Raw genomic sequence first — 16,182 nt, 5'->3', positions numbered from 1 at the left:
TTACAGGGCCAGAGAGTTTCTTTTTTGCAAGGTTTCCAGTGTGTGGATAACACCGCGCAACTCTGCCAAACCTTTCATGCGGCCTGCATAGGAGTAACCTGGTTTAACATCGGCTTTGCCTATTTCATCACCCATTAAATGGCCATGATCGGGGCGCATGGGAATGCAAAAATTACTTTCACCTGCTTTGTTACGACGGCGTTCTTCACACAGCAAAGCATTCACTAGACCAACCATATCGTTATCGCCATTCAAATGTTCCGCTTCGAAAAACGAACCATCTTCTTCACGAGTGACATTGCGCAAGTGCACGAAGTAAATGCGCGGGCCAAATTCATTGGCCATAGCAACTAGGTCATTATCACCACGTGCTCCATAGGAGCCAGCGCAGAGGGTTAAACCGTTGGACTCACTGGGCACTGCTTGCAAAATTTTACGCGCGTCATCAGCGGTAGAGACTACGCGTGGCAAGCCGAAGAGAGAGAACGGCGGATCATCCGGGTGAATACACATTTTCACGCCGACACTTTCGGCCACCGGAATAATTTCGCGTAAAAATTGGAACAGGTGTTCGCGCATGCCCTCGGTACCGAGGTCGATAAATTGTTGGATGGCGGCGCGTATAGTATCGCGCGTGTAAGAACCTTCACCGCCGGGCAAACCGGCAATAATATTTTTTTCCAGCAAGATTTTTTCTTCATCGCTCATGGCATCAAAGCGCTCTTTAGCGCGCGCCATAACCTGTGGCGAATAATCTGCCTCTGCACCTGCGCGTTGTAGCAGGTAGACATCGTAAGCGGCAAAGTCAGTCATCTCAAAACGCAGTGCGTGGCTGGCATTGGGCAGCAAATACATGAGGTTGGTGCGCGTCCAATCCACCACTGGCATAAAGTTGTAGCACACCACTTTAACGCCCGCTTTGCCCGCATTGAGAATCGATTCTTTGTAATTGTCGATATAGCGCTGGAAATTGCGGGTGCGGGTTTTGATGTCATTGTGCATCGGAATACTTTCGATCACTGACCACTCAAGACCCGCATCTTCAATGATTTTTTTGCGCGCTTGAATAGCGTCCAATGGCCAAGCTTCGCCAGTTGGAATCTCATGCAATGAGCTGACAATGCCGGACGCACCGGCTTGAATAATTTTCTCTAACGAGATGGAGTCGTTGGGGCCAAACCAGCGCCAGGTTTCTTGCATGGCTATTACCTACCCTAAAGTGGAATTCAATAAATATAACGCATTGTATCTGCCTGGGCTGGAGTAGCGGTTATAGCGTCTATTGCGCAGCGGCTTTTGCCCGGCGGTAGCTTGCCAATTCAACTAGAGCAAAACTGGCATTACCACTTAGCCAATTAAAACTCATCGGCTTAATTTTTTCAAGTGATAAGTCAAATATACTTGTATGCAAGTGAAATTGTTAGGTGTTGGAACGGGTTTCATTCAATTTTTTTCCCTAAAATCGGCTGCATTCACTAAAAAACCTCTTTTTTGGCGAAAAAGTAAATAAATATAAGTGGTAGGGTTGCCTTACCAATTATATTGCTGTATCTTGGCTTCTATGGTGCTGGTTTGTTCGGGCTTAGTTAGGTTTCGAGCGCATTAGTAGCATAGATGTTCCCATCTATATTAAGAGTAATGACCGTAGCTCTTAATTTTCACCCGCCACAGCATGCTGTCGCGGGTTTTTTCATTTTGCGTTGCGCGGGCTGCTTCTGTATATAATCAAGTATTCGAGGTGATGCTTTTGATTTCTTGCGGCCAATAAATTTATGCGCCAGTTTTTGTGTTTCGGTTTAATAATCGCTACTTTGATTGAGTCTGCGGCCAGTTTTGCGCTTGATGTCGTAAAATTGCCACAAACTCAATCCGAGCTGGATGTACGTTTTAATTATAAAAATGAATTACTGGAGCGCGCCTTAACGCTGACGGTTGAGGAGTATGGTGAGTTTGAGATTCAGATGATTGGCACGCCTATGATGCGCAATCGCGCACAGGCCGCTCTGCACACTGGCACTTTGATTAATGTGTATTTTTCTCCAGCCAGCGAAAATCTCAATAAAAATACTATCCCGATTAAAATACCTATTCGCCGCGGCATTCTTAGTTATCGCCTGCTGTTAATTCATCAGGCCGATATTCCGCTGTTTGCCAAGGTAAAAACTGCCGAAGATTTAAAAAAGCTGACGGCGGGTTTGCAAAATGAATGGATAACCACGGCAATAATGGCCGATGCTGGTTTTAAAATACGGCGTGCGCAAACTTACGATGGTTTGTTTCTGATGTTGGAAAATCGCCGCTTTCATTATATTCCGCGCGGTATTCATGAAATTTATGATGAGTTGGCAGTGCGCAAGGCGGTGGCTCCAGATGTTGTAGTGGAGCCGAATTTGGCGTTGTATATGATCATGCCTACTTACACTTATGTATCGCCTGCTGAACCGCGCTTGGCGCGTCGGCTTGAGGCTGGCTTAACAAAAATGGTGGAGAATGGTGATTTGGAAGCGCTATTTAATCGCCATTACGCCGATGATATCGCTAAGGCAAAGTTGAGTGGGCGCACGATTATTGAAATTAATAATCCATCGTTTAATGATTATTCGTTACTGAAGAATAAAAAATTGTGGTTTACCCCTGCACCTTAGTTGCCCATTTTTTAATAGATAACAAAAAGCCCCATAGTACGTAAATACTATGGGGCTTTTGCTTTTATAACTTACTAATTAGAACTGATACTTCGCTTGCAATACGTAGGTTTTGCCATCGTAGTGGGTTGCGCGTGGTTGGTATTCAGTATCTTGATACTCTTCATACAACGTATCGGTCAGGTTGTAGGCTTTAAAGTTGATGGTTAAGTCATCGGTGATTTTGTAGTAGGCAGACAAATCCAAACGGCCTGCTGCTTTCACACTTTTATCGCCTGCACCGTTAAAGCCTGTGCCAACACCGGCAATTGCGTTGGTGCTTTCCAGATCGTATTCGGTTCTGTAGTTGTAGGAGAGGCGCACACCTGCATCACCCTGTTCGAAGTAAACAATCAGGTTGGTAGTGCCTTCAGAAATGCCCACAATTTTATTGGTGGTCAGTTCGTCGTCGTCCTGATTAATACGCGAGTAGTTAATCACACCACCCAAACCATCCCATGGATAAGGCAGGAAGCTCAGGTTTTGTTGGATCGACAATTCAGCGCCGGTCAGCACAGAGGTTTCATCAGAGTTTTGCAGCTGATTAATGGTAACTGGCTTTGGTTGACCTGTTGTTGGCAAGCCGGGGGTTAGTTCCGGGGTGGTACATTCGCCGTTAGAGTAGGTCAATGCACCCACGGTTTCTGAATCTATGCCGTATTTACGCAAGATAGGTTCGTTACAGAAATTCACATTGGCAAAGTAGCCATCGATATCTTTGCGGAACAGTGCAAGGCTAACGGAGCTGCCTTCGCGGTTGTACCACTCTAATGACAAATCAAACGACTCTGCTTGCAGTGGTTCGAGTTGCGCACCGGACAGACGCACATCAATTGAACCGGTGGCGCCGTCGAGTTCACGTACAGTGGTCAACGGGCTTACGGTGGCGATGTTCGGGCGCACGATGGTTTGGTTGTAAGCTAAACGCAGTTTTAAATCGTCGGTTAAATCGAAACCGGCGTTCAGGCTAGGCAATAAGAAGTTGTAGTCGTCTTTGTTTTCAACTTCTGTTGATTGATCTATTGGCTGACCGACTTTAAACAGCAATCCGCGTGAGCTTACATCGGAGGTCAACCAGCGCGCACCAACATTCAATGCAACCGGAATATTACCCATCTCGAATTTAAAATCAGACATGGCGTAGAGCGCAACTGTGTCTATATCCGCTTGGTAAGCGGGGAATGCAGTTTGCTGACCGGCGCGTTGTACCAAACCGGTGCCAGGTACTATCACAGGTTGTTCACCATTCAGTGGGGCGACCTTGCTGATATCGATAGTCGCCGTCAATTGCGGCAGTAATTTATCGACATCAATTGCAAACCAGCCTTGATCCGGGCCGGCAAAACCGGGTGCTTCGCCGCCAAAAAAGCTGCTGGCGCCATTGCTGTAGTAGTGCGGATTGGTTTTTACCGAGTTGTTGTAAATACCACTGAAATTAATGCCCGCAGGTGAGTTTCTCAAGTTAACAAAGTCTTGCGACTCGGTTGAGTAGCGGCCGCCAAATTGAACGCTTTCCAATGGACCCATTTCAATCATGTATTTGGCATTGGCTTCGGCGGCATTGTTTTCCAGTTCCAGCTTGCGATAGGAACCAGTGAGGGTGGTTCTGATTAAGTTGGGGGCAGCAGATGCCACGTCCGCACCGGTTGAGAGTGCATTGCTGTTTACCCAGGCTTGATCCAGGCTGAGCGAGTCGCTGGCACTCTTGCCGGCACCGGTAAGTGACACATCAAAATTGCCTATTTCGCCGCGTCCGGTCATCAGCGTGCCGCTAATGCCATTGTTGCCATTGGCGCCGCTTGCTACACGGTAGGTGGGCGAAAAGAAAACTTCACTTTGCACACTTTCCGAGTTGGAAAGTGTCGCTTTTGCATCCAATGTCCAACGGTCAAGCTCCCAGACAGCATCAAAAATATGAGCGACGGATTCCTCCTGAAGATCATAAATGCGCGAGGTTGCGCCGTACTGCACATTAGTAAAAGCGATGTCGCTGACACTGTAGAGTTTACCGCCTGAAGTAGCATCTTTACCGGTCGCAAATGGCGCTGACAGGGGGGTGATGCGAGTGCCAGAAGTGCGCGGGCGCAGATCCAGTTCTTGCTGGGTGTTCTGATCCATATCGCGATTGGTATACATCAGGTTGTAGCCCAGCTTCAGGGCGTCAGTGGTTTGCCACTCGAGGCCACCAGAGAAAGAGGTGCGGCTACCTTCGCTGATTTCTGAACCCTGGCGCAATTCGCCGGGAATTTGCACTGTGTCATTGGCGTTTAAGCCATTTGCAGTTTTCCAGGCCGCCAGTGTTTCACCGTTGGCACCGCGGAAATTGCCAGTGGTTAAATCGTTGTATTGGTTGATTTTAATGGTGTCGCGACGGAAGGTTTGGTCAGAGGTGGCAAAGGTAGCTGTGGCTGCCAAGGTATCTGCAATTAGGTGTTTGGACGCGCTCAGTACAATTTCCGGATCGTTTGATTCTTCCAAATCTTCGTAGCGGTTGGCGATGGAGACTACATATTTGCCATCGCGCTGTTTGAGCGCACCACCTACGGCTTGATTGATGGTGCCGGAAATACCGCCTTCAATCATGTTTGCGGTAGTGGTCTTGATCACTTGAATGCCGCTGAATACAGCCGGGTCAAATGCGCCCAGTGGTGAGGCGGCGCCAAAGGGGCTGGACTCGAGGTTGTTCACGCGGGTCGGCGTTGCCATTTGCTGACCGTTAACGGTAGTCAACACAAAGCCTGCAGGCAGGCCGCGCAAGTTCACACTGGATTCGCGGCGCTCACCTTCGCGGTTGAGTTGTACACCGGCTACTGCTTGCAGGGCTTCACCCATATCGAGAGCGGGCAAGCTGCCGATATCATCGGCAGAAACACCGTCGACAATCGTGGTTGAGTTGCGTTTGATATCCAGCGCGTTTTGCAAGTTGCGCTGGAATTGCCCGGTGACCAATACCTCTTCGACGGCACCTGGCGCAGTGTTGTCTTGCGCGTAAGCACCGCTAGCGCTTAGGGCGATAAGCGCGCTTAACAGGGTTTTGGTAAACAGGGGTGTAGTCAGGTGTGACGTGTTTTGTTTCATGTGATTACCCTTGGAGATTACAGGTTCTAGTTATTGATTATTGCTTGCTCTGGTTTTTCATCCATCGTCGCTGTGCTCAGAAAACAAACTCGACGAGTGTTTTACTATACTCAGGTATTAATATCTTGCTGTCAAGTGGCCTTACCGGTTTGAGATGTAATCAAATTGGCATAAAAATTCGCGTCTATGTCTACTTGGTAAGGTTTGTTTTGATGGGGCCAGTGCGCGTTGATGGGGCCAGTGCGCGGCCCCAGTTTGATAGGCTTGGTTTGATGGGCTGTTGCAATGGGCTTACTGTAATGGGCTTATCGTGATGGGATTGTTAAGTTCAGCGCGGGTTTGCTCTAAAAATGCTGAAAAGGCGGTGGCGGTGAGAGCCGTAGGGGCTTCGCCCTCCCAGCGGGCGCCAAAATAATAATCCTGGCTTTTATCCATCTTAAGAATGACCAGTTCATTAAACTCATCGCTGCTGGTTTGTTGCAGGTCATTATGGCGAAAGAACAGCATCATGCCCAAGCCATCATTGCCCAAACTTTGTTGACCAAAGGTCGCCAGATAATTCCATTCGCTGTCAGCCTTAAGATATTCCAGCTTGCTGACGTTGTGCTTCACTATGCCAATCGCCACTTGCTTCAAGGGCTTGCTGCTGTTGACTTGGGTGTGCGTTAGGTAGGAGTGAGCTTGAATACTGAAATTGCGGGTTAGAGCCACAGTATCTTTGCCCAGTTTCCAGCCTGCTTGGGTCAGGTGCGCTGATGATGCTAGTGGGCCGCTCTTGAGGTGCACTTGCTGGGTTGCGGGCGCTGGGTGTTGTGCCTCGCCATTGCGCCACCCCGCCACCCCGCCTAAACCGAGTGAGGGGCCGACTTTGAGTACATCCATGCCCCAATCGCTAAGGGTGTGATAATCACCCTTGTCCAGTCCGACGCGGCCTAGTACCAACTCCGGAATGCGCTTGCCAAAAATATCGACCAAACCGCGCTGATCAAAATAAAAACGGTAAGCGATGCGGTCTGACTCCCAGCCAAAGCCTTCATATTTAAACAGTTTGTCGCCAATTTTATGCGCTGGCGGCAGTGTCATTTGCTGCACAGGGTAATAGTTGCCGCCGCTGTAAACACCTTCCGCATTGGCCGTGCCACCAAGCCGTAAGCCCATTTCCGCTTGGGTGAGTTGGGGGTATTGCAGCGCCAATTGGCCGTGCAGAGGAAGGCTGATCTGAATGCGAATGCTGGCATTTGCGCGATAGTCCGCTATGACTAATAGGGTGTCTGGCTTGCCGTTGTGATCAGTGTCGAGCCACTGGTTGGCGACTGCCTGATGATTGATCTCGGTAAGCAATGGGGCATTTGGTTTATCGCCCAGCAGCGGTTTGAGCAGGCTCAGCGGGATCAGTGTGGCGGCATTGTTGCGCTCGCTCGGCAGCGGGTTGTGCGCCTCCAGCCATAGGCTGCGGGCAACTCTGTCGCTAGTTTGCAGTGTATCGCCAAGCGTTAATTGGCTCAGGCATAGGCCAGTTAGGATCAAGCTATAACCGATATTGTTCATCATTACCGCGCCTTATTGTTGAAGGTAAAAAGATGCAAATAAGTTTGTATTTAAGGCAATATACTATAGGATAATTGGTAATGCCACATTACCACTTTAAAAGATAAGAGAGGGTTGAGTATGAAGTCTGCACATTTAATCTTGGCGCTGGTGGGTTGTTCGGTGGTTAATGCGTTGGCCGAAGAGCCTGCCTACTCCACTGAAAAATGGCTGGAGCCAGTTCCCTATCAGGCGCCCGGTACTCAAGCGCAGCGTTTCAGTGCGCAGTTGCAGCAAGACAGCATCGCCGCCATCGCTAACCAAGTGGCCGATTGGCAACTCAGCCGCTACGACATCCGCTCCAATCAAATGCGCCCGGAAGAGCGCGCCAGTGCCATTCCGCAGGGCTGGATTTACGCCACCTTTAACATCGGCCTGTTGATGTGGGGTGAAACCCGCAATGATCAGGCTTACATTCAAGCGATCCGCAATATCTCCGCTGTCAATGAATGGAAACTTGGCCCGCGTTTTTATCACGCCGACGATCATGCCATGGGGCAGGTCTACATGGACTTGTATCAACGTTACGGCGACAAACACATGATTGCCAATTTACAGCAAACCTTTAATTGGGTGTTGGCACATCCGAGTGAGCGCACACTTGAGTTCGAAGCGCCGGAAATGGAAGTAATGAATACGGCTAATCGCCGCTTTGAAGACCCCTGGTGTACACAGCGCTGGTGTTGGGCTGACGCACTTTTTATGGCGCCGCCAGTCTGGGCAGAGCTTAGTCAAATCACCGGTGATAAACGTTATTTGGAATTTATGGATAAAGAGTTTTGGTTCGCCACCGACTATCTCTACAACAAAGAAGAGCACCTTTTTCTGCGCGACAGTCGCTTCTTCACTCAGCGCGACAAAAATGGCAAAGCGATATATTGGGGGCGCGGCAATGGCTGGGTACTGGCAGGTATAGCGCGCACTATTCCGCATTTGCCTAAAGATTTTGCCAAGCGTGCTGATTACATCGAATTATTTTCGAATATGAGCAAGCATATTCGCGCGGCGCAAAATGCCGATGGCAGCTGGCCTTCATCACTGTTGGACACATCTGCCAAAGCAACACCTGAATCGAGCGGCACCGGCTTGTTGGTATTTGGATTGGCCTGGGGCGTAAATAATGGTTATCTGGATCACGCGACTTATATGCCGGTAATTGAAAAAGGCTGGCAATCACTGGTGCGCAGTGTGGATAAAAACGGCCGCATGGGTTGGGTGCAACAAGTTGGGTTTGCACCGGGCAGCGCTACCAAAAAAGATACCGAGCTCTATGGCGCCGGTGCTTTTCTGTTAGCGGCGACAGAAGTCTACAAATTAGCCGGGCAGCAATAATCTGGCATTGATAACGATACTGTAAAAAAACATAAAAAATAATTAGCACAAAAGGTGAGAGAAAAATGAAAACGAAACCGCGCTGTTCACTGGGTGCATGGGCACTGTTATGTGTTCTGGTTGTTGGCAATAGTATTGTGGGGCATAGCCTTGCTGCCCCAGCAGATGCTTCCGCGAAAGTAGTCATAACAGAAACGGTACGTTTACCCTATGAACAATTGGTGGCAGCACGGGCTCGTTTGCAAGCGGGTGATACTGCTGTAGGTGCAGCCGTTGCGCAGTTGGATGCGGAGGCAAAAAAGTTACTGAAGATAAAACCTTTTAGTGTGGTGAATAAAAAAGTATTACCTGCCAGCGGCAACGCCCATGATTATTTTAGTTTTGCTCCCTACTGGTGGCCCAATCCTGAAACTAAAGACGGCATGCCCTGGATTCAATTGGATGGAAAAATAAATCCGGCATCACGCGATAAATTTTCCGATAAAGTTTCCTTTAACGGCCTTGTAGATGCCACTCATATTCTAAGTACTGCGTATTTTTTTACCGGCAATAAAGCCTATGCACAAAAAACCGCGGAGCTGGTGCGGGTTTGGTTTTTGGATGAAGCCACAAAAATGAATCCGCATTTGCAATACGCTCAGGCAATTCCGGGAAAATTTACTGGGCGCGGCATAGGTATTATCGACACCCGATTATTTTATCGCGTATTAGATAGCATTTTGTTGGTGCAGCCTTCAGGCCAAATCAGCGCTAAAGAATCGGCTGGGTTACAACAGTGGTTTAATACTTATCTCGATTGGTTACTGGAAAGTCCACTGGGTATTGAGGAGCGAAACACGCTCAACAATCACGGTACTTTTTATGATTTTCAAGTTGCGGCTATTGCCCGCTATGTGGGGCGTGATGATGTGGTGCGCGAAACCATTGCTCGCACCCAGTCTCGCATGAAAGCGCATTTTGACCACCAGGGGAAACAAAAACTTGAATTGGCGCGCACACGCCCTTTCCATTACAGCGTATTTAATCTACAGGCGTTTTTTGGTGTCGCCCATATAGCAGAAAGTATTGGTGTAGATTTATGGCAATACCCTTCCACCAAACAATCCAATATCAAACAGGGTATGGATTATTTGTTGACACGGATGCGGCAGGAAAAAAATTGGGGCGGAACTGAAGAGCTGGAAATTGAAGCCGATATTATCGTGCCTTTGTTACCCGAGTATATCCGCCGCTATAAACTATCTCCTAGCGCTTATGCTGATATAGCGCCTGCGAGTTCGCAGTGGTCACAATGCAATTTATTGCTGGGCTCAAGTTTTCCCTCGCCCAATAAAAAACCAAGTGATAATAACGCGAAAAAATTCTCATTCTGTGCCTATTGATACAGTGCACAACATAATTTAACTCATGTATTTCAATTACAGTGCCAGCCAAAAATAAACCCTATCTCATTTAAAACGGGTTTGTTTTTTGCGGCGCTTATTGCTCAGGTTTTGTCATGACCAGATACAATCACTCATCTCTTTGTTTAACAACCGTTAAAACTCTTGTTATAGCTAGGTTAATCAGCTTGGTTATATTGTTAAGCGCTTGCTCACCCGAGCAAGCAGAAACCCCGCAAAACAAAAATCAATTGCCGCCGGAACAAGTGCAGACGCAATTATTTAATGATAATTGGTTGTACCTTGAAAAAGCCCTGACCGATGTCAAGGCGGTTGCCGCTGAACCAGAATGGCAAACTGTGCAATTGCCCCATACCTGGAACGCAACCGATACGGTTGATGCTGCACCGGGTTACCGGCGCAGTGCCAGCTGGTATAAAAAACAATTTACCGGTGCACAGCAATTGCGTCAGTTGTTGTATTTTGAAGGCGCCAATATGGAAACCGAGGTTTATCTCAATGGTGAACTGGCGGGAAAAAATGTGGGTGGCTATATCGGTTTTACGATTGATTTAACTCCTCACCTCAAGCGTGGCCAATTAAATGAATTATTGGTGCGCGTGAGTAATGCCTATAATCCCAATTTAATTCCCTCGCAAAAAGCTGACTTTTTTATTCATGGCGGCATTATTCGTGATGTCTGGTTAAAAACACTGCCAGATACTTTTATCGAGCGGCTGGCGATTAATACTCCCATTGTCAGCCATGAAGCTGCACAAACGTTTGTTGATGTGCAGCTCAATCAATTAGCTAAACAACTGCCAGCGGGCGCTGCAAATGAATTGCAATTGCGAGCGAAATTGCTATCGCCCCAAGGTGATGTGCTGCAAGAAAAACTAGTGCCCGTAAATGGCGACAACACAGCCGCAAAAATTATTTTTGATGAATTAGCGCAACCCGAATTGTGGTCAGTGGATACACCTAATCTCTATGCCATCAATGTGCAGTTATTGGATAAATCCGGCGCAGTGCAGCATGAACTGAGTGATCGCTTTGGCTATCGCTGGTTTGAAATGCGTCCGCATCAAGGTTTTTTTGTAAATGGTGAACGCATGTTAATTCGCGGCACCCATCGCCATGAAGAGTCGGCGGGAGTGGGAGCGGCGCTTCCAAATGAAATGCACCGTCGCGATATGCAAATGATTAAAGATATGGGCGCAAATTTTGTGCGCTTGGCGCACTACCCGCAAGACCCGGAAGTCTATCGCGCCGCGGATGAGTTGGGTTTAATTCTGTGGGACGAGCTGCCTTGGTGTCGCGGCGGCAAAGGCGGCGAAGTTTGGGAACAAAATACCGAGTCTTATCTCACTCGGCAAATTGCGCAAAATTATAATCACCCCAGCATCGCCTTCTGGTCGCTCGGCAACGAAATGTATTGGGAAGAAGATTTTCCCGGCGGTGGCGATGATCAAGTGGTTGCCAATTATATAAAAAAATTAAATGCATTGGTTAAACAGCAGGATACTTCGCGTTTAACCACGCTGCGAAAATTTTATCCTGCGGCAACTATTGTCGATGCGTTTTCGCCTTCGATTTGGGCAGGCTGGTATGGCGGCGCTTATGGGCAATATGAAGAGGCCATCACTATGGCCATGAAGGATTATCCCGCGTTTTTGCATATGGAATACGGCGGCTCCAGCCATGTCGGGCGCCACTCGGAAAATCCAATTGGCATTAAAGGCATTGAAGGCGCGCAGGTTTCAGTGGAGGAGGCTATGAATCAGGCAGTAGTGGCCAACCCGGCGAAAAATAGCGACTGGAATGAAAATTACATCGTTAATTTATTTGATTGGCATTTACATATTTCTGAGTCAACACCCAATTTTTCCGGTAATGCCCAGTGGGCGTTTAAAGATTTTGCTACGCCCTTGCGCCCGGAAAATCCGCTGCCCTATATGAATCAAAAAGGGTTGGTAGATCGCAACGGAAAACCAAAAGATGCCTATTATGTTTTTGCCAGCTATTGGTCAAAAAAACCATTCTGCTATATAGAATCTAAAAGTTGGACTCATCGCGAAGGGCCAAAAGAAGGGCGCCCGGTAAAAGCGTTTTGCAACACCAACAGTGCTGAATTATTTTTAAACGGAAAAAGTTTGGGGGCGAAAGAGCGAAAACCAGCAGAATTTCCGGCGGGCGGACTGGTGTGGCAAGTGCCCTTTATTGCCGGTGTTAACGAATTGAGAGTTACTGGCCGCAGCGATCAGGTGCAAGTAGAAGACACGTTAAATGTCACCTATCTGATTGGGCATCATGGGCCGTTTGCAACATTAAAATTAAGCTCAACAGCAATTGATAAGCAGCGAGTATTAATTGAAGCAGAAGCAGTGGATGTCAACGGCAATCGCGTCTTGGATTTTTCCGAGCGCGCTTATTTTTCTACCTTAGATGAAAACGGCCAGCTACTTGAAAATCAAGGAACACCCACCGGCAGCAGTATTATTGAAATGGCAAACGGCTACGCCGCCATCGAATTTAAACCCGGCCAACATGCGAGCACTGTTGAGGTGAGAACGCAAAATGTTAAGGGGGTTTATTTAACTATTATTCCTTGAGTCTTAGGCTATCCATAGGCAAATAATTGAAGATATTTAGCGGGAAAGGCTGTGCAAGATTGTCGCAGTCTTTATTGATAACATTTTTGCAATTTTATTAAAATCCTTAAAACTATAATTTCTTCTATTTGTTTTTTTGTGTATTAATTTTCGCGTAGATTTTTTTGTCATTAAAATGTCATCTTATCTGCCTAGATTGAAGAGTCCTTATTCTTTCAATTTAGTGCGTCTATGAAAATCTCAGCGCGTTTAATGTTAGGTGCCATCCCATGACTGGCATTGCCGTGGTATTGGCGGCGGGTGCAACTGGTTGGTTGGCTCTTAAAGAGTCCAAACAAGCTTTGTCGCACAATTTGGAGCAGCAATTCCAAGCCTTGGCGCAAAGTCGCGCGCAGGCGATTAATTCCCAGTTCTCCAGTTATTCCGATTTGTTGTTATCGCTCTCACACGGGCGTATGACGCAGGAGGCGGTGTACGCTTTGGTGCGCCCGTTTGCCTCTTATCGCTATGAAGTGAGCGCGGCACCGGTTGAAGAATTGCCCGCGCAATTGAACGATTGGTATGAACAAACCTATTTGCCGCACGACCGCCTTATCAATCGCGCGGCGGCGCCGGATGTTAAACACTGGGTGCAGCAGTTGTCGCTGGAGGCGCTGTTAATTCAGCATCACTATCTGCAAAAAAATTCACAGCCTATCGCGCAATTGGCGTTAATGGATGATGCCGCCGATGCGACTATTTATGGGCAGCAGCATCGCCGCTACCAAAGTAGTTTTCGCGATTTGGTGAAACGTTTTGGTTTTACGGATTTATTGATGGTGGATAGCCAAAGCCTTGCGGTGATTTATTCAGTCGCTAAAACGCCGGTGCTGGGTAGCTCTTTAAAAGATGGCCCCTTTGCCAAATCTGCTTTAGCTGCGCTCGCCACACAATTGCAAAATGCGCAGGCCGATCAATTGCTCTTGTCGGAATTCCATCACAGTGAGTGGCGGTTTGGCGAACATCTGGTGTATTTAGGTGTGCCGGTTTTTCACGATGTGCAAAGCCCCACCAAAGCGATTGGTTTTTTAATTGCGGAAATTCCGGCGGCACGCTTGAGTAATATTATTAGCGCCAATCAACAGTGGCGCACGTTGGGGTTGGGTGAAACCGGTGATATTTATTTGGTGGATTCGAATCGCTCACTGATTACCGGGTTGCGCGCACAAGAGGAATTATCCGATACGCAGTTGCCTATCAATATCGATGCTGTCGCGCAAGCGTTGGCGGGTAAAAGTGGTCTGGGCGAGCAGCAGGATATTACGCAACATACAGTATTGATGAGTTGGCAGCCGTTGCAAATTCACAATCAACGCTTTGCTTTGGTCGCACAGCAGTCACCCAAAGAAGTATTTGCCTCGCTTAATAATCTGGAGCAAACCGTGTGGCGCAGCGTGATAATCGCCTGTGTGTTGTTGTCGCTGATTGCCGCCGGTGTTGCCTATATTTTTGCGCAATATATTGGCAATCCACTGGCGCGTTTGGCGCAGACCATTAAACAGGCTGCGCAAGAAAAAAATCTTGCCAGCCAATTCCCTGCGCAGGGTCAGGATGAAATTGGCGAGATGAGTCGGTCGTTGAATTTTTTATTTTCAGAATTAAATAGCGTGTTAACCCAAGTGAATCAATCCAGTGAACAGAGTTTGCTGGGCGCGCTGGAGAATGTCACCACGACTCGCCAGTGTCGCGATGAAACTGCACGCCAGCGACACGAGATGAATCAGGTTGGTGCGGAGACGGAAGCGGTAGTGAAATCCATGGCGGATATGACTGATCGTTTGGATGCAGTGAGTCATAAAGTGAATCAGGCCATGATTGCCGCGAGCGATGGAAAATCCCGTGTACTTACAGTCGTTGCGCAAATGCAAACATTGGCCGAACAGGTTGGCCATTCCTGTTCAACTCTGGGGGAGCTGCGCACCGCAACCGATAATATCGGCTCGGTATTGGATACGATTCACAGCGTCGCCGAGCAAACTAATTTGCTCGCACTAAATGCAGCGATTGAAGCGGCACGTGCGGGAGAACACGGGCGTGGTTTTGCCGTAGTCGCCGAAGAAGTGCGCCGCCTGTCGTTTGATACACAAAAAGCGACCGGTGAAATCAATACCATGATTGCTCATTTGCGCACGACTGTGCAGCAAATCTCCGAAGGTTTGGATGCGGAGCAAAAAACCGCGCAGACCTGTTTGCAAGAAACTCAAGCCACCCAGAATTCACTGAGCAGCGTGCAGCAATCAGTAGCAGATGCGAGTGAACTTGCGCAACAAATTAATAGCAGAGCGCAGGATGAAAGCAGCCGCGCATTGGCTATGCGCGGCCGTTTAATCAATCTTGTTACCGGCATTAATGAAACGGATATTGCGATTGCGCGTTTAGCGGAAGGTGCCGAGCAACAAAATGCTTTGGCCAACAAAGTGATGTCGGCAGCCAAGGTGTTGAAGTTTGCGCGTAAATAGCAGTAACAGCACCATCGTGACACTCGTGTTTATAAATAAGCCAAACACTCACTAACCTCATTCGCCGAGCCCAAAATCACCGCTACCCTTTCATGCAATTGCTGCGGTTGAATGTCCAAAATACGCTGGGTTTCGCTGTGTGCTTTGCCGCCGGCATTTTCAATTAGCATCGCCATTGGATTCGCTTCATAGAGTAAACGCAATTTGGCTGGTTGTTTGGCATTGCGACTGTCGGATGGGTACAAAAATATTCCACCGCGGGTTAATACTCTATGTACATCGCCCACCATCGCGGCATTCCAGCGCATGTTAAACCGTTTTGCGCGCGGGCCGGTTTCGCCTAGAACAAGATCATTAATGTAGCTTTTCATTGCCTCATTCCAAAAACGCGAGTTGCTCATGTTGATGGCAAATTCCTGCGTGTCTTTGGCGATTTGAATCTTGTCGCTGGTCAGTAAAAAATCGCCCTGCCGTGAATCGAGCGTAAAACAGCGCGTGCCATTGCCGGTCGTAATGGCCAAGAGTGTCGACGGGCCATAGAGCACGTAACCGGCGCAGACTTGTTGTGAACCTTTTTGACTAAATTGCAATTCGCTGTGATGGGGTATTGAATCGAGCGCGCGATAAATACTGAAAATAGTTCCGATCTGGCCATTGATGTCGATATTGGAAGAGCCGTCTAATGGGTCGAATGCAACCAGGTATTTCCCTGTTGCATTCGCAGCGACGACTGTGTCCTCTTCTTCTGACGCGAGTGCGGCAACCGGTTCACAGGCGAGCAATAGATCTTTCATCAGTTGATTGGAAATAATATCCAAATACTTTTGGGTTTCGCCTTGAACATTTTCCTCTTGTGAGGAGCCGAGCACGCCCGCGAGCGCTCCCTGGCGCACGCGAAACGCTATTTCTTTGCTGGCATCAATCAGTGTTTCAATGACTTGAATTAAATCTGTATCAATTTCATCGCTGCGCAACACATTCAATAATTTTTTCATGCACATACCTGCAT

9 protein-coding genes are annotated in these 16,182 nt (G+C 48.0%); 5 read left to right on the top strand and 4 right to left on the bottom strand.

What is annotated here, in order from left to right; translation table 11 throughout:
• Positions 1–1,200, bottom strand: coding sequence for a mannonate dehydratase (uxuA, locus tag AWU77_RS10425; RefSeq protein WP_062062936.1), 1,200 nt, complete (start codon positions 1,198–1,200; stop codon positions 1–3).
• A 572-nt stretch (positions 1,201–1,772) separates the two neighbouring features.
• On the opposite strand from uxuA, the gene AWU77_RS10420 reads away from it, so the two are divergent.
• Entirely contained in the window at positions 1,773–2,645 is an 873-nt protein-coding gene (locus tag AWU77_RS10420) for a hypothetical protein (protein WP_062062933.1), read from the top strand.
• Between the two features lie 78 nt (positions 2,646–2,723).
• Here AWU77_RS10420 and AWU77_RS10415 read toward each other — a convergent pair whose 3' ends face one another.
• Both AWU77_RS10415 and AWU77_RS10410 read right to left on the bottom strand, forming a co-directional pair.
• Positions 2,724–5,762 (bottom strand): TonB-dependent receptor, encoded by a 3,039-nt coding sequence (locus AWU77_RS10415; protein ID WP_062062930.1) that lies wholly within the window; start codon positions 5,760–5,762, stop codon positions 2,724–2,726.
• Between the two features lie 291 nt (positions 5,763–6,053).
• A complete protein-coding gene (locus AWU77_RS10410) occupies positions 6,054–7,313 on the bottom strand; it encodes a DUF4861 domain-containing protein (protein ID WP_084618266.1) in 1,260 nt (419 codons plus the stop codon).
• Between the two features lie 117 nt (positions 7,314–7,430).
• Between AWU77_RS10410 and AWU77_RS10405 the strand changes: the two genes are divergently transcribed.
• The 4 genes from AWU77_RS10405 to AWU77_RS10390 all read left to right on the top strand — a co-directional run bounded on the left by AWU77_RS10405 (position 7,431) and on the right by AWU77_RS10390 (position 15,173).
• Positions 7,431–8,681: a glycoside hydrolase family 105 protein gene (locus tag AWU77_RS10405; RefSeq protein ID WP_062062917.1), complete on the top strand. Its 1,251-nt coding sequence runs from the start codon at positions 7,431–7,433 to the stop codon at positions 8,679–8,681.
• Positions 8,682–8,746: 65 nt separating this feature from the next.
• The gene (locus AWU77_RS10400; RefSeq protein ID WP_062062913.1) at positions 8,747–10,063 is read left to right on the top strand and encodes an alginate lyase family protein; all 1,317 of its coding nucleotides are present in this window, start codon (positions 8,747–8,749) and stop codon (positions 10,061–10,063) included.
• A 188-nt stretch (positions 10,064–10,251) separates the two neighbouring features.
• Positions 10,252–12,675, top strand: coding sequence for a glycoside hydrolase family 2 TIM barrel-domain containing protein (locus AWU77_RS10395; RefSeq protein WP_238582376.1), 2,424 nt, complete (start codon positions 10,252–10,254; stop codon positions 12,673–12,675).
• 269 nt (positions 12,676–12,944) lie between these two features.
• Positions 12,945–15,173 carry a methyl-accepting chemotaxis protein gene (locus AWU77_RS10390; protein ID WP_238582375.1) on the top strand — a complete coding sequence of 743 codons (2,229 nt, stop codon included), beginning with the start codon at positions 12,945–12,947 and terminating at the stop codon, positions 15,171–15,173.
• Positions 15,174–15,202: 29 nt separating this feature from the next.
• On the opposite strand, the gene AWU77_RS10385 is transcribed toward AWU77_RS10390, so the two are convergent.
• Entirely contained in the window at positions 15,203–16,168 is a 966-nt protein-coding gene (locus tag AWU77_RS10385; protein WP_062062906.1) for a class 1 fructose-bisphosphatase, read from the bottom strand.
• Between the last annotated feature and the right edge of the window lie 14 nt (positions 16,169–16,182).

This window comes from Cellvibrio sp. OA-2007 (genome assembly GCF_000953825.1).
Classification (GTDB): domain Bacteria; phylum Pseudomonadota; class Gammaproteobacteria; order Pseudomonadales; family Cellvibrionaceae; genus Cellvibrio.
The sequence above is the reverse complement of the archived record's forward strand: the minus strand, read 5'-3'. Positions and strand labels throughout refer to the sequence as shown.